The 25010-nt window shown below is 60.2% G+C and carries 19 protein-coding genes; 9 read left to right on the forward strand and 10 right to left on the reverse strand.

Features of this window, described 5'->3' with window-relative positions; all coding sequences use genetic code 11:
• Positions 1 to 101 precede the first annotated feature (101 nt).
• The 5 genes from ACFPOU_RS08070 to ACFPOU_RS08090 form a co-directional block, all read right to left on the reverse strand.
• Entirely contained in the window at positions 102 to 1430 is a 1329-nt protein-coding gene (locus tag ACFPOU_RS08070; protein WP_379719292.1) for a hypothetical protein, read from the reverse strand.
• Between the two features lie 91 nt (positions 1431 to 1521).
• Positions 1522 to 2325 carry a hypothetical protein gene (locus ACFPOU_RS08075; RefSeq protein WP_379719294.1) on the reverse strand — a complete coding sequence of 268 codons (804 nt, stop codon included), beginning with the start codon at positions 2323 to 2325 and terminating at the stop codon, positions 1522 to 1524.
• A gap of 13 nt (positions 2326 to 2338) precedes the next feature.
• Positions 2339 to 3913: a UvrD-helicase domain-containing protein gene (locus tag ACFPOU_RS08080; protein WP_379719296.1), complete on the reverse strand. Its 1575-nt coding sequence runs from the start codon at positions 3911 to 3913 to the stop codon at positions 2339 to 2341.
• Between the two features lie 65 nt (positions 3914 to 3978).
• Positions 3979 to 4671, reverse strand: a complete 693-nt coding sequence (locus ACFPOU_RS08085; protein ID WP_379719298.1) for a hypothetical protein — start codon at positions 4669 to 4671, stop codon at positions 3979 to 3981.
• 183 nt (positions 4672 to 4854) lie between these two features.
• Entirely contained in the window at positions 4855 to 5994 is a 1140-nt protein-coding gene (locus ACFPOU_RS08090; RefSeq protein WP_379719300.1) for a hypothetical protein, read from the reverse strand.
• A 1310-nt stretch (positions 5995 to 7304) separates the two neighbouring features.
• On the opposite strand from ACFPOU_RS08090, the gene parM reads away from it, so the two are divergent.
• Positions 7305 to 8432 (forward strand): plasmid segregation protein ParM domain-containing protein, encoded by a 1128-nt coding sequence (parM, locus tag ACFPOU_RS08095; RefSeq protein WP_379719302.1) that lies wholly within the window; start codon positions 7305 to 7307, stop codon positions 8430 to 8432.
• Positions 8433 to 9171: 739 nt separating this feature from the next.
• On the opposite strand, the gene ACFPOU_RS08100 is transcribed toward parM, so the two are convergent.
• The 5 genes from ACFPOU_RS08100 to ACFPOU_RS08120 form a co-directional block, all read right to left on the reverse strand.
• The gene (locus ACFPOU_RS08100) at positions 9172 to 9672 is read right to left on the reverse strand and encodes a hypothetical protein (RefSeq protein ID WP_379719304.1); all 501 of its coding nucleotides are present in this window, start codon (positions 9670 to 9672) and stop codon (positions 9172 to 9174) included.
• A 201-nt stretch (positions 9673 to 9873) separates the two neighbouring features.
• Complete coding sequence (locus tag ACFPOU_RS08105) at positions 9874 to 10890, reverse strand: hypothetical protein (RefSeq protein WP_379719306.1); 1017 nt, start codon at positions 10888 to 10890, stop codon at positions 9874 to 9876.
• Between the two features lie 251 nt (positions 10891 to 11141).
• Positions 11142 to 12131: a ParB/RepB/Spo0J family partition protein gene (locus ACFPOU_RS08110; RefSeq protein ID WP_379719308.1), complete on the reverse strand. Its 990-nt coding sequence runs from the start codon at positions 12129 to 12131 to the stop codon at positions 11142 to 11144.
• A gap of 11 nt (positions 12132 to 12142) precedes the next feature.
• Positions 12143 to 13363 carry an AAA family ATPase gene (locus tag ACFPOU_RS08115; RefSeq protein ID WP_379719310.1) on the reverse strand — a complete coding sequence of 407 codons (1221 nt, stop codon included), beginning with the start codon at positions 13361 to 13363 and terminating at the stop codon, positions 12143 to 12145.
• A 118-nt stretch (positions 13364 to 13481) separates the two neighbouring features.
• Positions 13482 to 14729, reverse strand: a complete 1248-nt coding sequence (locus tag ACFPOU_RS08120; RefSeq protein WP_379719312.1) for a replication initiation protein — start codon at positions 14727 to 14729, stop codon at positions 13482 to 13484.
• A gap of 1350 nt (positions 14730 to 16079) precedes the next feature.
• Here ACFPOU_RS08120 and ACFPOU_RS08125 point away from each other — a divergent pair.
• From ACFPOU_RS08125 to ACFPOU_RS08160, 8 genes are all read left to right on the forward strand, one after another.
• Complete coding sequence (locus tag ACFPOU_RS08125; RefSeq protein ID WP_379719314.1) at positions 16080 to 16523, forward strand: DotD/TraH family lipoprotein; 444 nt, start codon at positions 16080 to 16082, stop codon at positions 16521 to 16523.
• Between the two features lies 1 nt (position 16524).
• Entirely contained in the window at positions 16525 to 17328 is an 804-nt protein-coding gene (locus tag ACFPOU_RS08130) for a type IV secretory system conjugative DNA transfer family protein (RefSeq protein WP_379719316.1), read from the forward strand.
• A complete protein-coding gene (locus tag ACFPOU_RS08135; RefSeq protein ID WP_379719318.1) occupies positions 17325 to 18503 on the forward strand; it encodes an ATPase, T2SS/T4P/T4SS family in 1179 nt (392 codons plus the stop codon). The genes ACFPOU_RS08130 and ACFPOU_RS08135 overlap by 4 nt, the downstream gene beginning before the upstream one ends.
• Before the next feature lie 172 nt (positions 18504 to 18675).
• Positions 18676 to 19485, forward strand: coding sequence for a TcpQ domain-containing protein (locus tag ACFPOU_RS08140; protein WP_379719320.1), 810 nt, complete (start codon positions 18676 to 18678; stop codon positions 19483 to 19485).
• A complete protein-coding gene (locus ACFPOU_RS08145) occupies positions 19485 to 21062 on the forward strand; it encodes a hypothetical protein (RefSeq protein WP_379719322.1) in 1578 nt (525 codons plus the stop codon). The genes ACFPOU_RS08140 and ACFPOU_RS08145 overlap by 1 nt, the downstream gene beginning before the upstream one ends.
• A gap of 16 nt (positions 21063 to 21078) precedes the next feature.
• The gene (locus tag ACFPOU_RS08150; protein ID WP_379719324.1) at positions 21079 to 22440 is read left to right on the forward strand and encodes a hypothetical protein; all 1362 of its coding nucleotides are present in this window, start codon (positions 21079 to 21081) and stop codon (positions 22438 to 22440) included.
• Complete coding sequence (locus ACFPOU_RS08155; RefSeq protein ID WP_379719326.1) at positions 22418 to 23026, forward strand: hypothetical protein; 609 nt, start codon at positions 22418 to 22420, stop codon at positions 23024 to 23026. Before ACFPOU_RS08150 ends, ACFPOU_RS08155 begins: the two co-directional genes overlap by 23 nt.
• 12 nt (positions 23027 to 23038) lie before the next feature.
• The gene (locus tag ACFPOU_RS08160) at positions 23039 to 25003 is read left to right on the forward strand and encodes an ATPase, T2SS/T4P/T4SS family (protein ID WP_379719328.1); all 1965 of its coding nucleotides are present in this window, start codon (positions 23039 to 23041) and stop codon (positions 25001 to 25003) included.
• The last annotated feature ends 7 nt before the right edge of the window (positions 25004 to 25010 follow it).

Below are 25010 nucleotides of genomic sequence, written 5' to 3' on the forward strand. Positions count from 1 at the left end.
GCGTTGGAAAAAAGGGCCGATCACTCGGCCCTTGTGGTTGATTATACAAAGTTACCGCCCAGTTTCCAAAATCCACCGTGCGCGGGGTTCCGGCTTGCCGGTCAACAGGCAACAGTCATCCCAACTCCCTCCTCCTCAACCTCACCCACTTCCTGGCCATCCTGCTCGACCAGAACAATGCGATTGCCCAGGACGGACACGGAAAACTCGCGCACCACCTGCCCGCCGCCCTCCTCCCATACCTGGTCTGGCTGGGCGCGCCGAGGCTGGGAAAGCCATTGCTCCGCCGCTGCTACGCTGGGGAAGCGCTCAAGGACGTAACCGTATTGGAAGACGATGTCCGCCGCCTCGCTCCAACCGCGGCCCTGCACGTAGACGCCGGCGCGAGCTGGGCCTGCACAGAGGTCTGGGTGCTGATCGCGCCAGTCAGCCGAAAGTCGATTGACCTCGTCGACGATCTCCGGGGGCACCAAGGCGCCACTGCAGCAGACCAAGCCAACACTGCCCAGCACCTCCCTGCGGTAGCTCGCTGAATCGCCGCTCCACACGCGGCCGCCGAAATCAGCGTAATCCTGTTCGTAGAACTCGCGGTTCATGTAGCGATAGCTGACGCGCCGGCCAGCCAGGGCTCCTTTCAGCACCAGATATTCGGTCTCGCCCCGGTAGTTCGAGCAGAACTGCAGCAAGGTGGATGCGTTCAAGATTTCTTCCTTTTCATGTGTCGAGCTGTCGCCAGCCTGGTCGGTATCGGCCGGGCGCAGCTGCGTGGTGATAGCGGGTACCATGGCGCGCAGGAGAGCGACCCGGTCAATCCCGATCGCGCAGTGGATCTGGGCCTGGTCGAAGACCTTATATTCGGGCTCCAGGGCTGTAATTCCATTCCCAAGATGGATGGCGCCGTCGTATCCAGCCTGAGCGAACCACCCGACCACCTCGTCGTCGTCGAAAACTGGGTAGGCGTCGAGGTAGAGGTCGGTTATACGGTCAGGCTCCAGGTCAAGCATGTGCTCTACCGAGTCATAATCATGGGAGAAACCCTCGACCCAGTTGCCAGTGTTCTCGATGTGGCCCGCAAAGCGGCGTGCGATCCGCTCCGCCTTGTCACGGCCGAGCTTCTCGACAATCGTGCCCATCTCGATGAACGGGTCGTCCCGGTTGTCGATCACCGGGTTGGCGATCGCCAGGTACGCAGCAATCACCCGAGGCGCCACAGCGACATCGCCGCGCTGATTCGGATGCTGCGCGTACTCGCTGGCTGCTGCGGCGCTGCCGAAGGAAACGGAGCGGGTGCGCGCATGAATGAGGTCGGTGGATACGCCATGCTCGCCGCGGTAGACGACGACAGGCTGCCCGTCCACGGCTACCGCGGTTGCCGTCAGGTGCCTGGCGAGCTCAATGGCTCGATCGAAGTGGGATGTCGGTGCTGGCATCGGTCTCTGCGCTTGGGGAAAGCTGCAGTTTGCCGCGTGAGCGATGCCGTGGTTGCACCGCGGCCTGCGGAATGGCGCCGGCCGCCTGGTCTTACATGGAAGGAGCTTCGCCGCCGCTTGTGTGGTCTTGAAAGCCTGGGTCGTCGCTCCACACCTCATTCCCACTACTGTCATATACAGCGTTGGCGTGCAGGTCGTCGGAGCTGACGTGATTGCCCTCGTTCAGGATGAAATGCGCGCCCTGCTCGTCGCGTGCCGCGCTCAAGGCTGCCTCGCGAGCCTCGCCGGCATCGTTCGCACGCACGTGGATGAAGCGGTGAGCAGTCGTCTGCAGGGTCACCATCACCTCGAACTCGTGCTCGCCTTCGCCGAACACTTCCGCCTGGGCCTCGATCTGGGCTGCTTCCTGGCGAGCCGAAGTCTGGACACTCTCGATCGAGCCGCGCGCCTGGTCACGCATCCCATGGAGCTGGAAGGTCATGTTGGCCCAGATACTCGGCCACGTGGCACCACCACCCAGGATGGCGCAATTCCGCACCGCGGCGAGAAGCGGATCGTGGAGTGCGAGAACACCTTCCAGACAAGCCAGGGCGTGCTGGGCGGTAGCGCGCGAAACGTCTGGCTGCACTGCAGGCCGGTTTTCAGCGGCGGCGATGTGCAGGGCACTGATGCTGTGCATAGCGTGATCCACGGTTTGTTCGAGCTGCTCGCCGATAGCCTGCCAGTCGTAGCCTGCAGGTGCAGCGTAGCCGGCGGGGATTACCGCGTCCGCCGGCGGTTTCGCCGCCGCCGACAGGGCGCTGGCCAGAGTTCTATGGTTTGCGATCAGCGCGATCGCGCACGCCACTGCGAGCTGCGACGGCCGGGCATGTTGAAGTTTGGTTTGGCTAGTCATTGCGTATCCCAGATCAGGCCGCGCGTTGCAGCGACGATGGTTCGGGTTCAGCCGGCGCTGCGACGGCCGCTGGCGCCGCCTTCTCGACCGGTGCTGGGAAAAGGTGCTGGGTGTCAGGCTGCTGACGGAACCACTCGACCATCTCCGGGGTCGGCGCGACCGCCTTCATTGCCCTGGTCAGGGTCACATAGGCGAGGTTCGCCTCCTGTGGGTCGATGCGCTTGGGCGGCAGCCACTTCGTCGCGTCGGACGGATCCTTGAACGAGAAGAAGTCATTGATCAGGCGCACCACTGGCCACTCCAGGCCCTTTGCCTTGTGGGCAGTCGTAAGGACGTATGGTGCATCCTTGGCGGTGCGCACCTGCTCGCGCTTCAGGGTGTCGATGATGTTCGGGATTTCGTCCTTGTACTGCTCGATCAAGCGGAAAACAGAGCCAGCTTCCGCATCGCCCGTCACTTCGACATAATCGGCCAGTTCCGTCCAGCTGCGCATCAGCTTCAGCACTGGATCATGGAAGCCCCCGCTGCTTTCCCCTTTATACAGGCGGTACGCCTCCATGATCGGTGCAATACGGTAGTCCTCAAACCCTTTCACCCAGTGCATGCGCTTGCCCTTCATGTGCAGCTCGAAGCCTTTGCCGATCAGCCCTGCCACCGTGCGCGCCAAATACGCTTGCTGGTCGCCCGGAACAATGTGGCCGCCAGCTCCGAGGCCGCGCAGCGGCAACGGCTCCTGTTTCCAGTGGCGCAGGAAGGTTGATGCGAGGACGCCGATGTTTTTGGAGAAGCGGAACGACGCTGTCAGGGTGTGGGTCTCGTCGACTTGGAGCTCGGACATGGCGTCGACGGCGCCGCGGAAGCCGTAGATCGACTGGTGCGGGTCGCCGATATAGAGGCGCGAACAATGATCCTGCTGGTTCACCAGCTCGGACATCAAGGGATTCGCGTCCTGGCACTCGTCGAAGAGGATGAAGTCGTAGCCGAGCACAGGTTTCGAGTTCACCCACTGTTTGATATAGACATCGGGGACGGCCTTCGCATCGTGATCGTTCAGGTCGGTGAGGCGGTTCCAGAACGTCTTCGCGTTGTCCATCACCGCGCCAGCGGCCGAACGCACGATCGGGCAATCCCGTTCGTCCGGAAGGTGCTTCTCCGAAATCACTTGGTCGGCGCTGCACATATAGTTCTTGACGACTTCGTTGACGGCTTTCGCGATTGGCCAGTTCGACCCCAGGAGCTGTGCGGTCGTTCCGGTACGCAGCGACCCATTCGAGGACAGCTTGCCGGCCGCTTCCAGCTTCGAGCCAAAACCGCCCCAAGCCAGGCTGTGGCCGGTACGCGCTTCGGTATTAACCGACAGATCCTTCAGGCGGCTGCTGGCTTCGAGCTGGGTCGGCTTGCCGAAGGCCAGGTAAAGGCCGCGCGCTTTCGGGCGGGCTGCTGCATAGGCCATGGCGACTTTTGTCTTGCCGGAGCCGGCGCGTGCTACGACCTTGAGATTTTTGCCTTGCGAGACGATCACGCCGCCTTGCTCGCGGGTGAGGGTGGAGAACTGAGGGATCTTGCTGATCGAGTGGGTCTGTTTCATAGGTGCCTTTCCAGGATGGCTTTGGCTGCCATTCTGGAAGGCTTTGCCGGGCGTGGTTGCACCCTCTACTCTTCGCGGCCGTCCGCCATATCGATCGACGGCGCAACATGCGAGGTGAATCGTTGCTGTTCCAACGAACTGGCAAGGCCTGCCACTACCGAGCGGCGATCGGCGGCCGACGCTGGCCCTTGGGGCGCCTGGTGCTCGGGCAGCGGGCCGTGAGCTTCCCGGTAGCGGCGAAGCTGGCGCTCCGTGTCGATCGTCGACTTCAGCCAGCGCACTTCGCCGGCCAAGCCTTCTAATAGGGGAACGATGCGATCACTGTCGGATGCGCCGAAAGCGCCTGGCAGCTTGGCCAGCACATCCTCGACCGTCGCCTGGACGCACCGACGCAGCTGCTCCTCGCCTATATATGGATCTCGTGGTGCCGGCATCGGCCCTGGTGCTGGTGAGGGCGTGCGGCCGTGGTCGGCGTCGGACGGGAGAGCCGCGGCGGCGCCTGCACGCTCGAAACGGGATCGGGCTGCGCGCCGTGCGACAGCCACAGCGGTACCTTTAGATCCATGACTCAAGGCGAGCAGCAAGGTCGATGTCGCCAACAGGCCGGCAGTGTCGAGCGCAGCAGCCAAGCGGCTCATGTGGTCTGCGGCAGGGGCGGCCGGATCGGGCGACGGCAGCGCGGCGGCTACGCCGCTCGCTTCACTCTCGGTCAGCCAGGGAAAGGATGCGATCAGGGGCCGAATGTATTCTGACGTCATCGCCGTACCATATGGTCTTGTAAAGTACCGTATGGTACAGAAAAACGGTTCAGCTGTGCGAGGCGGCGGAAAAACCGTGAAACATTCCAATTTAAGACGCTGTTTTCAGGCCTATTTCGCACGTAACCCATTGACGCATATGAAAAAGATTTTTCGCGCCGTCGGGTTATATGTTTCACGAAATCAGTAGCGCTCGCCTTCCGCGTCGTCGTCTGGAGCGGCCAGTGCGCGCAACAACGCCGGGTTCTGCTCGAACTGCTCTGCCTTCACCAGGACATCGAGGCCTGGGAGCGCCACGGGTATCCCGGCGTTTAGTACCTTGCGCGGGCCGGTGAACGAATTTGCCCGGTGCTTGCCCGTGTACCAATTATTGCCGGTGTGTGGGGAGTGACCCATCATCGCCGCGGCAACGAACCCGCCGTAGGCGGCCGCGACGTTTGCACGAGCCTGGTGCCGGAGCGAATACAGGGTGATCCGTATTGGATCCTTCCCACGAGTGGCCGTTGGCCACAGCTCCTTGCAGGCCCGGCCGAGAGCTGCCGAGCAGCGCTTGGAGTAGTTCTTCGCTGCGTCGTGCGGCTCCGCGCGCGAGGTGAGCGCCGATTGGATCTCGTCGTAGTGCTGACGCACGTGGATCTGGTACACGCCTGGCTCGACAACGATGGTGCGCTCCCAGTCCGGTTCGCCTGCCTTGCGTTTGGCCGTGTCGACCACGACCGCGAGCCAGCCGGCCTCGTGTTCGCCGCGGGGCACCTCGGCCGGCAGCGCCGGCCTGATCACGGCGTTCACCCACTCGGTCGGCCGAAGGCCGGTCGCGATGGTGGCCATGGCGAAGGACTGGGCGCGGCGCGCCCACTGGTTGCGTTCGGAGTACGCGGTTGCGAGGTGCGTGATGACCTTGTCGAAATCCTTCGCGGGAATCGACTTGCTACGCACGGAACGCGTCGCCTGTGGGCGCCCGACGCCGTACGGTTTCGCGGAGACGACCAGAAGCGTCGCGAGCGCACGCTCCAGCGTTGGCTGTGGCTGACCTTGAAGGGCACAGAGCTGCGCTCGCTCGTTCATGGTGTATATAAAACCTGCCCGGTATAACTTCCAGGTGGCTGCACTTATACCCGCGCTGTGAAGGAATAATCGTCGGATTATATCGACCGGGCTTAGTATTCCGTCGTCAGACTGAACTTCGTTGGAATACTTGATTTCGAGCATCCGCGAGTTTTCCTCGTACGTCGCGATCGAGCGGGCGTTGGGATTTCCCATGCCAGCTGTCGCGCGAGCCTGGCGCCACTCGGCGACGATCTGTTCGGCCGCGTCCTGGGGCATGTTCTCCAGGAGGGTTTCCGCATCGAGCGATCGGAGCGCGGCTGCAGTGGGCGTGCCAGTGGGTACGGCCGGGCGAGGTTGCGGGGGGACAGAGGATTTCGGGGCGGGTTCTTGCAGCATTGGGCGGTATATCTTGATCGGTCTGGAGCGTTTTTTTTAGGGGGAATAAAGGGTTTTCCCCAGGCGTGGAGCGTGGTATTTCCGGGCGTCAACAGTATAACTGGTTTTTTATAATGCGAGGCCTCTACCCTCCCATTAGGTGTCGGGTCGAGACCCCCCTTTGACCCAGTACCTAACCACGCCGCGACCATCCCCGAAAGGCGATGGCGGAGTATATCGACGACAATCGACGGCGGAGCCGCCTCGTGAGGCCTCGAATCCCTCGACAGGGGTGCGGCTGCCGCACAACTGTCAACCATCTACACGAGCCAAGTTCACATTTAAAGCCGATGAAAGGCGGTGGGAGTCCGCTTTTTTCGACCACCGGTGAGTTGGCAAAATGCAACATGGTTCGAGTGTCGCACAGGCGTGAATTTCACGCATGTGCAACCACGCCTACCTAACCGACTTTTTAACTCTTTTTCGATGCCCGTTGAGCCGCTCCGTGCACCTGGTAACCCCTTGATTCTATTTGTTAGGTAACGATTTTAATTCCAGCGTGTACTGCGGTTAGGTTGCGGTGATGACCTAACCGCAAAATCCATGGTGCAGACGCAGCAGCTAACAGGCAAAAAACCGCCACTTCTTCGACACTAGCGAATTGGCTTAAATGAGCCGGGGTTCGGTGCCCGAGGCCAGGAGCAGCGCGAACGAAGCAAGGCTTCGAGCACCTGCCCTCCTCACCTGGGCCGCGACGGCGCCAGCGCTACTGCGCGTGCTCTAACGGTATAAGGGAGCCACTCTGCGTTATATCGGGAGACCGCCCTTATATAACTAGGCTCATTATATTGGACAGTATATTTATAATGAGCAGTGGTATTGGAAGATATACTGACTATTCGGTTTAACCACAGCGGCGCACCCCCACTATTCGTTGAGTCGCGCTGCGCATGCCGGAAGTGCATTTTTCCGCATTTCCGATGCAGTCAAGGGCTGGCGCGGGCCTTGAGAGACCTTGAATGCATCCTTCCACAGTGGCTTTTCGTGCCTGTTATGAGCTTTCGCGGCATAGAAAATGCACTAAGGGGCCGAAAAGGGCGTGGTTGCAACCCCTTGCAACTTGACAACCTTCTCCCGTCCTGTAAAGTGTCGTCACGTAGTCATAAAACGTAACAACTCGGCGCCTCGCCACTTTGCAACGGAGAACGAAGATGAAACAGCAACTCATGGGTATCGGCCAGGACGACGGCCACGACACGATCAAAACTTGCTTCGGCTACGACACGGCCACTGGCACGTATCACTACGGCTATCATAAGTCTCGTGCCAGCGCCGGTCTGCAGCAGGTCATGTCGGTCGGCAATCAGCATGGCTCGGCCTACGAGACCGAAGGCCAGCAGTTCACCGTTGCTACCGGCCAGGCGCTGCTGCGCACGATGGACACCCGCATGGTGAACTACCCCGTCTCTGACCTGAACCGCACCCTGGTCAACCATGCCCTGTCCGACGTCGGCCTCGGCGGCCAATCGCTCTACCTGGTCACTGGACTGCCAGTCGACCAGTATTACAAGGACAGCAAGCCGAACGTCGAGCTGATCGAGAACAAGATGCAGAGCCTGGCTAAGCCTGTTACCCGTATCGGAGCCGGCGCACCACTGGCCAAGATAGTGCGCCAGAAGGTGGTCAGCGAAGCCATCGCCGCGTTCTACGATGCACTGATCAATCACGACGGCACCCAAAACGCGAGCATCCAGCAGATCATCGCCCGTCGCCCTGTGGCGGTTGTGGATATGGGCGGCAAGACGCTCGACATCGCTGTCGTGATCGAGAACGTGGGCGGTGTGTATGGCCACCGTAGCGGCACGGAGAACATTGGCGTCCTGAACCTGATCACCAAGGTCGGTGCTCGCCTGAAGTCCCAGTTCAATCTGAGCAACGATCCACCAGCCAAATACGTCGAGGAAGCCCTGCGCACCAAGCAATACGAATTCTTCGGCGAATCGCACGACGTCTCCCAGATCGTCGAGCAGGCAGTCCAGGAGTATGTTGGCGAGGTCGCGCAGTTCTTTGTTGCTAAGACAGGCGACGGCTCCGATCTGGGCGCGGTGATCTTCGTTGGCGGGGGCACCGCACTTATTCGCAGCGCTCTCGGCGATACTGCTTTTGCCAGCATCTTCCAGGGCAAATGCCTGGTCGCAGATGATCCAGAGTTCGCCAATGCGCGCGGCATGTGGAAGTTCGCGAATTTCCTGCTCTCGGCCGAAGACCGGACGGTTGACGTTCCGGCTGTCGAGGAAGTCCCGACCATCGCAGCTGGCGCCCGTAAAAAAGCGGCTTAACGGCGAACTGCAATGGCACACTTCAACTTCCGCTTATTTCTCCGGCCCACGCTCGTCGGCAGGATCATCATCGATCGGCTAACTGCGGAGGGCGCGGATCGCCAAGCCGAGGCGCGGCGGTGGATTGAGCTGGGTTACATGTGCGAGCAAGCAGGCTTTCGCCTGGACGGCAACACGCTGTTCCAGGCGGGACGGCCGGCTGGTACAGAAACGTCGGCTACTGCGCAGCTCGCGGTTCATTCCGTGCCAGTCTCAGCTGCAACCGCTCCAGAGGCAAGCCTTCCTGTAGCACAGCCTTCGACATCGCAGCCAGCCCCATCGGTTAGTGCCGCCCTGGCACCGTCACCGCGCCCAGTCGCGATTGAGACACCCTTGCCGTCTGCGGTCGCGGCCGCAGCTTTCGAGCCGTCGACCGCTGGCGCGCCCGTGGCAACCACCCCCGCTCCAGCGAATCAGCTTGATAGCCAACTGCTTGGCAACCTCCGCAACCTCGCACACTGAATTGCCCTTCCTTGAAAATCTTGGACTTTTCGTAAGTTCTTGATTTTTAAGGAATCCCAACTTGGGAAAAGCTGCTCCGCCCTTCCCTGCCTAGCTCCCATTTTCACCGCACGACTCTCCGTAATTTTGAGTTTTTGGTAAGTCATTGATTTTAAAGACTTCCCAACTTGGGAAACGTCGCGAACTCTTGCGGCCATCCTGCGCCGCTGCAATCCGGCCGAAAGAGCGTTGGCAACGCCTATCTGGAGCACAGAATCGGCCAACCGTTCTCCGCCCGCCATTTCTGCTCCAGATAATTACGGAGCGTCTTGTTGCCGGCGCTGCCGGGGACGTGTACTTCGCACGGCCGGTAATAGAAAGTCCATCGATAGGCGGCGGCCACTTCGTACTGCGAAAGCGACAGGCAGCCGGTTCCCTTACTTCCCCGAATGTGCTCGCGAGCTCTCGCCTTCAGATCGCCGTGCTCGCCCGAGTACACGATGTACAACGCCCCTTCACTAGCGGGAACGATCACAGCTCCCTGTTCCATCAGGAACTGTGCATCCTGCAGACGCTTGGCGATCAGATAGTGACGGCCGCCGGCGGCTGGCACTGGGCACTTGGCCAGCACGTCAAGCGGCGCGTCCGTTTCGATTGCATACCATCCTGGCACGGCCGGAACACTTGCCCAACAAGCAGTGCCGGTGAAGTCCATTTCGATCGATTCAAATTCAGCCAGGTTCAGGTTCGGTATCGCCATGAGGAGGTCATCTCATATGGTTGATGGGCAAGGGCAGGGCAGGATGCAGCTCGTCCAGCCCTACGTGCGTTTAGCGCTGCAGTGTACGCGGCTGGCGCGGTGCCGTCATAGGTGCCAGCGGCACCACGCCGGTTAAGCGGGGCCGGGTTCGCCCGGAAGGGCCTGCGCCTGGCACTCCAGCAGCAGGCACGCATCGACGCCTTACCATTCATCGGACTCGCCGGCGCCCTCTCCACCTGGTGCGTGCCGTGAAGGCGCCAGGCGCACCTTGCCGTCGACCCAGGCCCTAGCGAAACGCAGGTTGACCGGAGCCGAACCGTTTGGCGATCGGATGAGCGCGAGCTGGCAAGGCGAACTCGCGGCCTCGAACACGCCGAGCAGTGACCCATCCTCGGCCCAAACGCTGTACCCGTCGTACCGAGCGTCGAGCGTGGCCAGCTTCTCCTGCGCGACCTTGTTTGTGCGCGCTGCTGCGTTCGCTTCCCGCGCTTGTCCCGCAACCCAGGCGAAGTCCACGTTCTTGCGAAGCATGGAGGAGAGGTACCCGACAACCTCTCGGCCGCGCAGTGCCGCGATGTTTCCGGACACGACCTGAAGGACGTGGCCCAGGCGAACGCCGGCGGCCTTGGCTTTGGCCATCAGCCAGCACACGGCCGAGCGCTTTACGCCCTGGGCAAGCAACGGCACCAGCTCGATTGGAAGCCGTGTTTCGCGGTCAATTTCGTTACTCTTCACCGAATCTGGGCTACCGGTTGTTTTCTGAATAGACTGACTCTTTTTGGTAAGTTCCTTCTCTTTATGGCCGTCTCCCACTTTGGTAGACGGAGCGCTGTGGATAACGTCCCCCAGGCCGAGCATTACCAGAGCTTTCACGGTGAGATGGATCGGTGAGAGATAGAACCTTCCGTCACGTATTTTGCGGGACTGCGCACGTGTGATGTAGCCCTTTTGTTCGAGCAAAGCCAGGCCGCGATAGAGCGTCGAATCGGAGTGGAGCAGAGCTTCAGCACGAAGCGTGTCTCGCCGGGGGAAGATCTCTTTGGTGGGCGCGTTCACCCGGACAAACGTGAGGATCCCGAACAGCACGCGGCGGGCCGTCTGGTTCAGGTCGAGGCATGCAAGATCGTGGAATACGTGGGCTCGCGCTTCGATCAATGGAAGCGGGAGAGGGCGGGCAAGCGCGACGGCGCGGCCTGCCATTAACTGGTAGTGCAGCATGAAAGCTCCTTTTCGTAGAGAAAAAGAGTCCCCGAGACTTGACAGCGACCGTCTCTTTGCTACACTGCAGGCTTATCAAGCACCTATAGACCGATTGGCGTCGGTGTGTAGTTGGGGGACGGAGCAGGTCAAAGTCTTCTCAAAAGCAAGGCCCAGGTTTGGCGACCTGGGCTTTTGTCTTTTCTGGACTCGTGTTTTACCGCAGCGAGATCTAGTTCATGATTCTTCCTTTTCCACAGGGCAGGGCGCCATCAGCCGACGTCCTTGCCGATTTCCTGTTCGATGAACCGCTTGAACCGCTCGGCCCAGTCGTCGGGCAGAGCTGCCGGATCAGCGAATTTGATCGTTACCTGGTCGCCGCGCACGGAGAGCTTGGCGAAGTTGCGTTTGCCCTGCTTGACCACCAGCTCAGGGCGCGCCGGCGGCTTGGCGGCTGCAGGCTTCGATCCATTGGCGTAAGCGACGGCGTTCTCTTCGGTGAACTTGATCTCCTTGTTACCGGCTGCCTCGACCAGTTTGTTCACGGCTTCGAGTACCAGGTCACCGCGGCCGGCCTCCGCTGCCCTGGCCAAGCCCACCGCGGCCGTGGCGCCCAGGACGAATGGGTTCCGCTCAAGTACCTGGTGAACCGCTGCCGGCAGGCTATCGAACTGGAATAGTCGAGAGATCGTCGACAGGCTCATGCCTGATTCTTCCTCCAGCTGTTCATAGGTGAAGCCGGTCTCCTCCTGGCGTTCCTTGAGCCCCTGATACTTCTTGAAGTCGGGCAGGGAAGGGGCGAGCAAGTTGGCATAGAAGGCCAACACTTTGACCTTCTCCGGCTCCACGTCGATCACGAATGCCTTGATCGTTTTCCGATCGAGCTCCTCGTAGATGTCGACGCGGTTATAGCCGGAGAGCAGCTCGAAACCTGCCTCTGTCTCTGGCAACACTGTTACAGGGTGCGCAAGCGGGTTTTTCTTGAGATTGGCCTTGAGCTCGGCGCGTTCATCAGGGGTCAGTGGACGCTGCCGGCCGGGCACTTTGATGATGCGCGACAGATCGAGATCCATCGCAACGCCGCCTTTCTGCAGCTGCTCGATTTTCTCTAGCGCGTCCCTGTATTTTCCCTGGAGGCTCATGAGCTGGCCAGGCGCCGTTTTCGGTTCGCGTTCGGCCACAGGTGCTCCTCGCACGATCGGCCCGTCATCGTCAAGATTTACGCTGGCCGCACGTGCGGCCTGATCTTTGAGCATTGTCATTGCTGTCCGTCCTATGCTACTGCTTGCTGTTCTTCGTGTTCCCACATCCGACACGTGCGATCGTCCACCAGGTCGACCAGGTTGTCGTATGGCTCGCGGATTCTGCGATACGCCTCTGCTCCGTCGTAATTCGGCATGTCGTAGATGGTCTTGAACTCGGTACTCGACGTGCGGGCCAGCTCGGTTTCTGGAATCTCGACCGGGCACACGTAGTCGCCGTAGGTCTTCCTGATCCAGTCGCGTACAACCTGCGCCGTCTGTTTGTTTGGCATTCGCGAAATGAGGATTTCAATCGAATCGAACGACTTCGTGGGGCCTTTGCTCCTGAAGCGCTTCATGCCGTTCACCAGGTCGGCAAACAACGACCAGAACTGCACCATGGAAGAGTAGGAAAGGACGTCGGGGACAACGGGAATGATCATCGAGTCAGCCGCGAAAAGGGCATTGATCGTCAGGTAAGACAGGGTCGGCGCGGTGTCGATGATGATGTAGTCGTATTCGTCCAGGAGCGGCTCAATACCCTTGCGCAAGACCTGCCAAAACTCGAACCCAACGTCGCCTTGGTGAACCTGGGCTGGCAGGATGAACTCCGCATTGAAGAGGTCGGCCGAAGCTGGGATGAGATCCAGATTTTCCCAGTACGTTTTCATCGGGGCATAGCGCAGATCCTTCTCTGTGCCCTCGATCAAGGGCAAGACGGTCTGGGCGTGGTCGACCTCCGCATTGGGGTTGATACCGTAGAGGGTCGTCGACGACCCTTGAGGGTCAAGATCAATGAGTAGCACGCGTCGGCAGCGGCGAAGCGCCAACCCCTGGGCCAGATTCATGCCAGTGGTGGTCTTGGTGACACCGCCCTTGAAGTTGCCGACGGTGATGATTTTGCCCTTCTGGCCCTTCGCACGTTTCTTCGGCTTGAGCGTAGCTGCTACCCACTCGATCGTCTCGGCCAGAGTGAAACGGCGCATCTTCCCCTTGCCGTCCTGCGTTCCCTGCGGCAGCTTGCCCGCCTTGAGCAGATTCGACATCTTCGTCTTGTCGATTCCGCATAGCGCCTGAACCTTGTTGCTTGGAAAGACGGGGGGCTCCTTCCGCGGATGCGGCTGAAGCATGGAGTCGCGGATACGCTGCAGCATTCTGGCCGATCGCTCGGCCACATTATTCAGATCGTCAGCGGTGACTCTTGGGAAGAGAGGAATTACATTCTGCGGCAGGGGGGCGTTACCGGGTTCCATCGAGGCTCCAGGGAAGTTAGCCACTGCGGTAGCCAGTGGCAAGTAAACAACATTCCGTGGAGCATACAACCGATTCGATGAAAACTCAACGAATCGGTATTATTTCTCAGTTTCGGCGTTAACTGACAAGCGTTGTTTCAGGATCAGAACCGAGACCATTCTTTTCCGCGACCTTAGGACGCAGCCAGGCCATGAAGGGAACCTTCTCCATGGCCTTCTTGAACACACCTGTGCTCGCGTCGTAGCTGGTCGCCTTGTCAGCGCCGGCCAAGGCAATATATTCGTTCGCGTACGCTTTCATTTCCTCGACCGATAGACCTTCGACGAGTGCGCGAATCTGATCGCTGCGGGCCTGGCGCGCCGCATCGCCCTGCTGTTTCTGCGCCGCGGCCGTTGCAGCGGCTGCGCGTTGCGCGGCAGCTTCGGCTTCCAGCTGCTGCTCGAAAGCGGTACCGGACAGGTCGATGGTCATGTCCTCGATAAGCCGACGCACGTAGCCGCCGGTATTGGACTTGATCTGGCCACCGCGCGCGCGCTGTTCCGTAATGTCCAGCGCCGCCTTCGCCCGCTGCTCGTCGGTGAGCACCCAGGCGATCGCCAGCTTCTCCCCGATGCCGTGCGCGCGCAACCGCTTGAACGTCTCGCCGGCTTTGACCTCTTCGACCGCATTTTCGTTTTCGGTAAAGATCGTCGCCTGGGCCTTCTCCGCGACTGCGAAACGAAGGCGTGTCACCTTGCGCCCCTTGCGCTCGTATTCGACCGCGATCTCGATGTCGGAGACCTTGTTGACTTCCTTGACGGCCTTGCTGATCACGAGCTCCGACAAACGGCGGAAATCGTCGTAAGTAGGGGAGGTGGCGCCCATGAGCTTACGGAAGATCTCGACGGTCATCCAACCAGTCGATTCCGTGCGCCGGAAGCGGACGCAATTTTCGTAGAGCGTAAGGGCGTAGCCCGACTTGAACTGCCGCTGGATGCCTACGTTGATGATTGCGTAGACGTCAGGATCGGCCAGCTCCTCTGCCAGGCGTGTCGAATACTCATACACACAGAAGCCGTCTTCCAGGTCAGCTGATGCGAGAAGCGCAGTCGCTGTCCAACGAGGTTTTTTCGTCGGCGAGTCCCCTGTCTCCATCAGATCGAACTCCACTGGGGTGGTGACAATTTGCAGCAAGGATTTTTTCAGGCCGACAGTATCGTCACTCTCAGTCCACCCAAGCATTGCCATCAGCATCTTCGTGGGCAGCCGGTGCTGCCGCGCCGTCGCAAGCTCGTCGTACGCGTTGAGCAGGAGGATGTTCACCAGCTTGCGCTCGACGAGTCCCAGCTCACCCGAGGTGTGGATGGCAGCGACGTGTTTCTTCACCTCCTGCTTCCCTCCTACGATCTCACCGCGACGGATGGCTGAGCGTACGACTACTGTGGTGAGAGAACCACTCTCGGCCGAAGGCGTGCCTTCGGCTAGTTCACTGGCCACACCAGATGGCTGATCTGCGGGGCTTGCTGCTGTTTTGCGGGGCATAACGACTCCAGGATTTCTCGGACTGCTGAAATGCTATCAGTTGAAGCCATAGTCTCACAACAGTGAGTATGGCAATTCGATGCATTTAGCTTCCCGTGCTCCAGGGTGTGATGGGTTCCAGCGACACGGGCAGGCGGATGGTAAAGCACGTTGAAACGTCCGGCCGTGCAACCACGCCCCGAAAACTATGGCATTGGCCCCGAAGACTATGGCAATTGAATGCCAAAAAATGCACTCATGGCATTTGCCCCCTAAAAAACGTGGTGATCCGCCCCGAAAACTATGGCATTACGGGATGTTCTAGGTGCTTTTGTGCAACCACGCCCCGAAAACTATGGCATTAGCGCGACCCTTGAGTGGTGCAATGCACAACTACCGCTGCAGAAGGCAACCATATGACACGACCACAGCTGGCGAAAATGGGAATTTTCCCTATGTGGCATCCACATAGCACGATCATTGAAAATGGTAGCTGTCAACCCGTTTTGTTAAATCCTATGCAACTTTTGTTAATTCCTTGGATCAGGAGCAAGTAAATATCCGCAAGATTGCACGTTTTGCACGTATTTTGTGACTGGCAAGACGTTATTGCTATAAAGCAACTGGTTGAGATGACAACCACCATTACAAAGATGGCAATGATGCATTTTTGTCTGCCCCGAAGAGTATGGCAATAGCCTGGATTCCCTCGAAAACCGCCCCGAAAACTATGGCAATACGCCCCGTAAACTATGGCGATACCCCGAGGACTATGGCGCTTCGCCCCGGAAACTATGGCATGACGCCCCGTAAACTATGGCGAAACTCTTCTGTAACCCGCACTGGCTGTAGCTCTGGGGAACGTAAACGATTTTAAAGGTGTTGTTTTTTAAAGTTAACAACAACAAGCCGCCTGTCGTCGGCCTGTCGTCGTTGTTGCTTTTTTTTGAAGAAAAAACTTTAAAACCCAACGTCAAAAGCGAAAAGCAAAAACGAACTGTCGCCGGCCAGCAGCTGTGCACATGGAAGCCTTAGCTTTGCCAGGCCAATCGCCGTGGCCACGATCTGCACGCGCTTGCTCCACGGCCGTGCGCGCCTTCTCTGCGTTCTCTGCCAGCTACACGAATTGCCTGAATGCATCCTTTTTCTTGCGCTATGGCACGTGACAGGTTAAATTACGGACTTGATTCATTTTATGGCTACAGGACAGAACAAATGACGCGCACCACTTCCACGAAAACCCGCTCGGCGATCGCGCTGGTCGTCGTTGGTATGCTCGGTGCTTGCGCGTCGCCGCCGCCTCCTGCAAAACCAGACGACACTCCTGGTGTCCGGGTTTCAATCGTCCAAGCCGCAGTGCGGGCTGATGCGAAGAAAGCAGAGATGGCCGATGCAGCGACGCCCGCGAGCTTGGCCGGCAACACAATGTCGGTGATCTGGGAAGGCGACGCAGCAGAAATCCTGGCGCGCATCGCTGCTGCCCAGAAGCTGAATTTCAAGCACACCGGGCCGCAACCTCGCCTGGCGCTGCCTGTTTTCATCAAGCTGCGGGACGTCACGCTGACCGACGCTCTGGCCGCGATTGGCGAACAGTGCGGAGGCCGTGCCGACGTGATCCTGAACGATTCCTCCATCGAACTCCGCTCGAAGCTGTACTGACATGGCGAGACATCTTATCCGGGCCGCGGTGCTGTGCGCCTGTGCCGCCCTAGCTCCACTGGCGACCGCCGCTCCCTCCTCGACGCAGTCGAACCTGGAAAAGGTTCTGTCTGCGTCGAATCGCGTTTCCACCATCCCTTCCGGCATCTCCGAAGTGCGCGCCGCAGCTCTCAAGCAGCTGGGAGTGGGCCTCGGTATGCGCGCGGGACTGGCAGACGAAAGCCGCTTGATCGTCGCGGAGATCGCGAAGGAAAAGACCATCCTAGACACGAAGTTCAACTTCGGATCGCTGACGTTTCCTTCGGGCGCATTGCCACCAGTGATCGAGGAAGCCCGCGACGTCATCGCCATCACCGAATACTCGATGCGCGTCCAAGGACGCATGTACCGCATCGTCTCGCCGTCGACCTTCAACCAGAACAACTGGCGCAATTACCTCTACCTCGGCCTCACCGACAACGACGACCAGATCGTCGGCGACGCGCAGCGCAACATCCTGCCGAAGGACGACGTCGAGAAGGCGTACTGGGAGTCGATCGTGCGGGCCGCGCACGCGGAAGGGCGCCAGCAATCGCGCAAGATCTTCGAGCTCAACCTGGCGCGCCTGGAGCGCGATTTCAACGGCATGCGCCTGTTCTACACGCTGTACGGCCGTGGCCTGGTGAGCGCGCCGAAGTTCGCCGCGGCCACCGATAGCGTCAGCCGCCCGGATCCGAACACGATCATCATCGGCGACTCGGTTTTCCTCATCACCGCGCAGCCTGAATTCAACGGCAACGGTACCGACTGGAAGGCCACGAAATGACGCCGGCGACTGTCGAGGGGCTCACTCCGTTCACCTTGCATGCTGGATTCGGTGAGCGTGAGACGCATCAGATGATCACAGCCGCCCTCGACCAGGGCTGCTCCGACATCAAAGTCCAGAGCAACGATTACGTCACCGTGTACTGGCGCCGCAGCTGGTACCCGCTGACGACCCGCACCCTCGAAGACACTGAGGCCAAGAAGATCCTGTCTACCCTTTGCGGCCCGGCTGCGATCCCGAAGCTCGGTAAGGGCGACGAGGTCGACGAGGATCCAGAATTCTTCCGCCCAGGCGCCGACCGTGCTCTCGTCCGTCTGCGACTGCATGCAATCGCTGCTCGCGTCGGCGGCGAGAAAAATGGTGTGTCGATCACCATGCGTACCATCACGGAAAACCTTCCGGAACTGCATAAGCAAGGGCTGCCTGAAGGCGTCGCCGACGACATGCTGGTCGATAAAGGCCTGGTACTGGTCAGCGGCGCCACCGGCTCGGGCAAGACGACCTTGATCGCTTCTGTTCTACATGAGCGCACCAAAGAATCGCCTGCACCCAGCATCCAGACATTCGAGGAGCCGATCGAAATCAGCTACGGCATGGCCGGTCTGGGCCGCGGCCCCTTGGTCGCCCAGGCGGCGATCGGTAAGCACCTGCATGGCTGGCACCGCGCGGCGCCGGCGGCGATGCGCTCCAAGCCCGACATTCTCCTCATGGGCGAGGTTCGCGATCAGGAGACGGCCGACAAGACCGTCGAGATGGCGATCACCGGCCACGCGGTGCTGGCCACCATCCACGCGGATACCCCGAACGAGACGGTGTTCCGCCTGGTCGAGATGTTCCCGCCCGAGGTGCGCTCAGCCGCGGCTTCCAAGATGCTCGGCGCGCTGCGCATGATCTGCTCGCGCAAGATTATCAAGCTGGACAACGGCCCGGTGGTTCCTCTGACCTCGTGGATCGCCTTCGATTCCGACATCAAGGATGCGCTGCAGAGCGAGGAGTGGCCGTACGCGCGCTGGTCGCGCTTCGTGCGCAACTATCTGATCGAGCACGGACAGGACTTCGCCTCGCAGTGCGTTCCATATATCCGCAGCGGTGAGATGAGCCTTCGGCAGTTCCGCGAGATCACCCAGATGGGTCGCCAGGAGGCGCAACTCTACTTCGACAAGGCGAGGGGCTGATGGACTGGCGAAACGCAGGGTACCGAACAAAGATCGGGAAGATCGACGGCTCCGTCGTGTTCCCGATCCTGCTGGCGGCGGTCGTCTTCCACTACGCGACGATCGTGTTCTTGATGTGTTACGCCGGGGTCAGTTTCTACATGTCGTTCCGTGGACGCTCGATGCAGTGGTTGTGGCGCAGGGCGCGCTACTGGCTCCGCCGAGGAGTGATTTTGGCCCGCACGCCGCGGTATTGGCGATATGTACGAACCGGAAAATATTGAGAGTAAAGCAAATGAAAATCACAAAATTAGCACTTCTGATGGCCCTCATGATGGGCGCCGGTTCGTCGTACGCAGCCTTTGTCGACAACCGCAAAAGCGACGCGGTTATCGAAGTCAACTACAAGTCGATCTCGGTTGAAGACCTGATTGCGGACATCGTCCCTGGTGACGTGAAGATCGATTACGCGGCTCCCGAGCTGCGCAAGAAACACGTCAAGATCAGCGGCTCGGGTACCTGGGCTCAGCTGCTGGGCCAGGCGGCAGTCGGCGCTCAAGTGCGCATCGGCGTCGACCAGGCGAACAAACGGGTGACGATCAGCGACCGTCCTGTCGCGCCAGTGCGCGCACCTGGCGCTCAGGCGACTGATGGCCTGGGCGCAGCGGCGCCACGTGGCGCAGCAGTGCCGGCGCCGGCGGCACCAGCCTCTTTTACCACGACGGGCTCCGATTACCAGGTCTCGGCCGTGCTCCAGCGCTGGGCCGCACAGGCAAACATGCAGTACGTGTGGGAGCCGAGCGGCGTGGAATACCAGATCAGTGCTGAGAACGACTGGGGCACCGACATGCGCGTCGCCGTGCGCGACCTGCTGACCTCCGTGCAGACCAGCCAGACCGAACAGGCCGGCAGCACGCGCGTGCGCGCCTGCATTCACCCTAACAAACCGAAAAATGTTCTGCGCATCATCAAGTTCGACGAGCGCTGCAAAGGAAACATCTGATGGCCACGACCTTCACATTGCGGCTGACCGTTATCGCCGCCTCCCTCGCCCTAGCAGGCTGCGCTGGCTTCTCGGCGCACAATGATTCGGTCAAGGCGCACTCGACCGTGAAATCGAACGAAGGCACGATCGCCGAGTGGCGCCTGGACAAGCAGCGCAAGGAAGCGGCTGTGCGCGGTATGGTCGAGGACGTCGACACACCGTACACCGGCAGCCGTCAGATCACGCCACACAAGTCGACCCAGTGGCCGGCCGCGCTGCGTCGCGAAGCCCAAGTCAATCTCCGCTTCGCCGATAACGTGCTCGACACGAACGGAAATACCATCATCCCGCTGGCCGACTTCGCACAGAAGATCAATGTCGCTACCGGCATCCCGGTGCGCGTGAAGCCCGACGCCTTGCTCGATGAAGCTGGAAAAGTCGTGTCCGTCACAATCCCGGTGGCGTCGAAAGGTAGCTTGGTGCCGCTGTTCGAGCAGCTCGCGGCGCGCTATCGCGTGCATACCGAGTTCGAGAACGGCCAGTTGGAATTCTTCCGCACGACCACTCGCCGCTACGTGATCGGTGTGGCAGCGGCAACGGCCGGCGGCACGATGAGCGTAGACAGTGGTGGTGGTGAAGGCGGTTTCAGCGCCACTTCCAGCATGAAGTCGACCTTCCAGGAGATAGATGCGCCGAAATCCCTCATTCCCGGCATCAAGCAGTGGATGAGCAAGGGCGCGCCCGAGCCAACCTACAACCCGGCAACTGGCTCCCTGACCGTCACCGATACGCCCGAAGCACTGGACAAGATCGGCGAATACATCGACAGCGAGAAGCGCCTGATGAACCGCGGCGTGATCTTCGACGTCGAAGTCGTTCGCTACTCCAGCAAGAACGCGGGCAAGACCGGACTCAACTGGCAAGTCGTGTATCAGCGCGCAAAGGCCTTGAAGGATGTCAGCACGAATTACCTGGCTCCGGTGCAGGCGATCCAGCAGGGCGCCGGCATCCTCGGCACTACCCTGATGGGCGGCGAGGATGGGCAAAACCGTTTCGCAGGTTCGCAGGCGCTGATTTCGGCTCTCAACGAGACCGGGCAGGCGACCGTCGTACGCCGCTTTATGCTGGAAACCCAGAACCGTATCGGTGTGATGCATGCCGCTAACAAGACCTTCGACTACGTGAACGAGGTATCGGCAGCGTCATCGCTGTCTGGCGTGTCTTCTGGCCAAAAAACGAAAACAGAGAACGCCGGTCGCACCCTGATGCTGGTACCGGCCCTCACTGGCGAGTCGGAAGCGACCGTCGACATCTCGATCCGCGAATCGGTCAAGAACCCGTTCGGCACCAACACTAGTGGCAAAGGCGACAGCCAAACCACGGTTCAGCTGCTGGACAAAGACACCGAGCTGGCGCGTCAACGCGTCACGCTGGCCAACGGGGAATCGCGCGTCGTGGCATCCATCAGTGGTCGCACCAATGAAGGCACTGATCAGACCCTGGATAAGCACGTGTCGGCCATTTTCGGGGGCAACATCGGTGGCAATAGCGCGGACGACCAGTATTACTTGGTCGTCACGATGCGGTTGCGTTGATAGCACAGGGTATTCAATGGCGCAGATTATCAAAGCCGACGGAGTGCTCCTGCTTGCTGGGATGCACTGGCTCTATCCAGAGTCGGAAAAGCAAAGCGCGAAAAAGAGCAAGTCGTTCCTGTCGAAATTCGCCAAGCCCGCGAAGGGCATCGGTGCCGTCAGCGAAAGTGCGCTTATCTCCGCAAAGAAGGCGACCCATGCAGCGGGCAGCACGCGCAATGCTTGGGGATACCTGACTGCTTCGGAAAAGCGGGCCTTGAGCAAGGCGCCGCGCTTCGCCAAGGTGTACTCGCTGGCAGAACTCTTCAGCGCACAGCCGAGCCTTCCCGTCTGCGCGATTTTAATCGCGCAGATCCCAGGCGAAACCGATTTCGCCATGTGCACGTCCATCAACGGCCACCCCGCACCAGGCGACTTCGATGTCGTTGTTCCAGCCTCAGCCGTTGAATCGACGCTACAGCACTGGGAAAAGCAGCTGCGTCTGCTGGGAACGACTGGCGAGCCGGCTCTGTACGGCACTTGGGGTGCTGTGGCGCACAGCCTGACCCTCGAAAAGCTGGCTCTGAATGCTGCAGCCGTGCCTGCGGTACGCGCGGTGGGCACCGATGTGCGCCAGCTCGCGACGGCTATCGTAATTGCCGGCGCCGGTTTCCTGGGTTACCTGGCCTGGGAAGACTATCAGCTCGCGCAAAGTGCCAAGAATGCACAGGCGCTGGCGCAGCAGCAGGCCCCAAGTGTCGTCTATCAGAACGCTCTGAACGCCCAGTGGTCGACCCAGCCATGGGGTAGCCTGGGCCGCGCGCGCGCCATGCAGCAGCACATTCGTCAGGTCAGGGAATACGTGGGCGGCTTCAAGATTTCGACGCCGGTCACGTGCGACATTATCAGCGGCACCTGCACCTTCAGCTACAAGAAGGATGCCGACAGCTCGGCCACGTTCAACGACTTCATCGCGGATGTGCGCCGCCAGTTCGTGGTCACTTCCTTCGGGCAGGACGGACAGACTGTGGAAGTGAGTATGACGCTCCAGAATCTGCCGGCGGCGACGGTGCCGAGCCTCGACGGCCTGGCCAATGAGACCGAATCGCCGCTCCTTTTCTGGCCGCGAATCCAGAAGCTCGTGCTGACGCAGAAGGTGTCTGGCACGTTGACCAAGGAATACAAGGTTTTCCCACAGAACCTGGGCATCAACGAGGCCGCCGTGCCCATGATCGTGCGTTCGACTGGCGTCGCCGTGACCTATCCCCTGTGGGATCTGGTTGAGATCCCGACAGCTGGTGGGGTATTCACCAACGCCATCAATTGGAAAACGCTCACCGCCGGCAGCGGCGCAGTCACCCTGGCAGGAGAATTGTATGCAAAAAAAACGAATCCTTGAGGCCTTTCTGACCTCGATCGCGCTGGTGCTCCCGTGTGCGGCGAGCGCCCAGGTAGCCACGCCTGCCGCAATGGCGAGCGCAACGCCGGCGGCCGTGGCCGCGCCGGCAGCTCCAGTGCAGACGTACACGCTCGGCCAGCTCGCGGACATGCAGCGCGATGTCGAATTCGAGAAGCAGCGCCGCGCGCTGCGCGAGGCGAAGGGCATCGAGGATAAGCCAGTTGTGGCGGCGCCAGTGAAGAAAAAAGTGAAGGCGGTACCGAAGCCGGTCGTTCCCGAGGGCCTGCAGGTGCGCGCCATCTTCGGTGTTAATCCCGACACGACTATCCGCTTCTATACGGCCAGCGGCCAGTTCGAGGATCGCCGGATCGGCGAGACCGTCCAAGGCTGGAATGTCGTTGACGTAAAGGACGAGTGGGTAACCCTGCGTAAAGGCGCCGTCACCTATCCGCTGGCCCTGCAGGTTCGCTCCATCGTCGTCGAGCCAGCTGCCGCAGCTGCGGCGAGTGAGCCAACCCCTGGCGCACGGAACATCGTGCAGGCCGGTGCGCTCCCGAGCCCGAAGCTGGCCAGCGGCGATCGCTAAAGAAAGAAGAACATGCTTTCCACACTCTTCGGATTTTTGAAAGGCTCGGCTAAAGGCGACACGGAAAAGGGCGTAATCGCGCCTGGCGTCGTTGCGACTGCTGGCTACATGCCGGAAAGTGAGCTGCACATCGCACCGGGCACCGTATTTGACAGCGCTGACCAGTTGCCCGCAGGCTGGTTTCCCCTGAGCGGGAACAAGGCGCCTTCCGGTCGCCTGGGCGTGACCGACTCCCTGCTGCACACCGTTGCGGTTATTGCCTTCCCCGTTCCTTCAATTGGCACGAAGCGCTTCGGTACTGTGCGCCTGTCGGTGGCCGGTTGGTCGGAAAGCCCGGAGAACATGCGCCACGGCTTGGCGATTAACCGCGAGCTAGGCGCGATCGCCGAGCAGAAAAGTGTGCTGCTCGATCCAGCGCAACCGTTGGAAGCCTCACGCAACCTGATCGCCGAAATCAATGGTGTCGACGCGAACGTGCATCAAGCCGGTGAAGGGGTGTCGAAGCACGAGGCGAAGATCATTCGCCGCGACCATGAGCAGCGTCAGGCACAGTCCGGCAACCGCTTTAATGGAATGATCAACGAGCTACTGACGCAAGCCGTCAAGCTGGGCACGGCCGATATCCACATCTTCGTCCGGTATGACCAAGACAAAAAAACGAAGCGCAATCGCTCCCTGATCCAGTTCAGGGTCGACGGCGAGATTGTGACCGTTGAAGACCTGCCGCCGGCAATGAAGGATCCGGCCGAGCTGCGCGGGATGATCGGTTACATGTACAACGAGCTGTGCTCGAACCGCTCCGATACGCAGTTTAACCCTGGCAACTTCCTGGAAGCCACGCTCAATGATCGTGTCGTCGGCGCCCGCGCCGAGACCATCAGGGGCCGGTTTACCACCTTCGATCTGGGCGACGCCGTAGCGGCGAACGGCGATAAACCGTTCAAACTCGTCCTGCGCTTAATTTACGTCGACCGCGTGGAAATCCCGACGTTGGAAGCCCTTGGTTTTTTCCCGGACGTGATCGACGCCGTGCATCGCTTCAATGCGAACCACAAGCGCATGTTGTGCATTTCCGGCTCGATGAACATGGGTAAGTCGACGACGCTGCGCTCGGTTTTCGCGCTCGTCCCCGATAATCAGGCGAAATACGCCGGTGAAGATCCGATCGAAAACACGCACCCCGACACGGCCCAGATCAACGTCTCGACTGCAGCCGCGATCGACTTGTTCCTTCAGCGGCTGAAGCGAGGAGACTTGAACGCCCTGCTGGTGGGCGAGGTGCGCTCGCGCGAGACGCTGGAGATGGTCATGAACATCGTTCTGTCGGGGCACCCAGTCTACACGACGACGCACTCCGATTCTGTGCTCGGCCAGATCCCGTACTTCCTTAGCTCGAAGATGGGGCTGGAAGCCGATTTGCTGTCGCACTCCGCTGTTCTGGGCCTGAACCTGCACCAGGTGCTGGTGCGAAAGCTTTGCACGTGCGCCCTGCGCGGCGGCAAAGCGAAAGAAGCGCTCGGGCTGCAGCTGCTGCGCCACATCGACAAGAACTACCAGGTGAACGTTGACAGCCTTGACGCACATAACCCAGACGGCTGCGAGGTATGCCGGGCTCAAGGCCACGTATCGCGCATCGGATACCAGGGTCGCCGGATTCTATCCGAGTATTTCGAGCCGGACAGCGACGATAGGCTCCTGATCAGCAAGCGCGATTTCGTTTCGCTGGAGCGGAAATGGCGCGAGTCTCATTCGCGCTTTGACGATATGACCAGCACACGCGGCAACACTGCCCTTGAAGTCGGCTTGAAAGCCGCGCTGCAGGGCGGGGTAGATCTGCGCTCGGTCGAACGTCTCTGCGGCCGTTTCGAGGACGCGGCGGTGGTCAATCCAGCTGGTTTCGTGCCCGCCACTCGCCCGGCGCCAAGCGTGAGCACCGTCATGGCCTTGCCCGAACCCCAGCGTGTGAGCGCGCAATAAATAAGGA

Source organism: Massilia jejuensis (assembly GCF_042656795.1).
GTDB classification, from domain to species: Bacteria; Pseudomonadota; Gammaproteobacteria; order Burkholderiales; family Burkholderiaceae_D; genus Telluria; species Telluria jejuensis.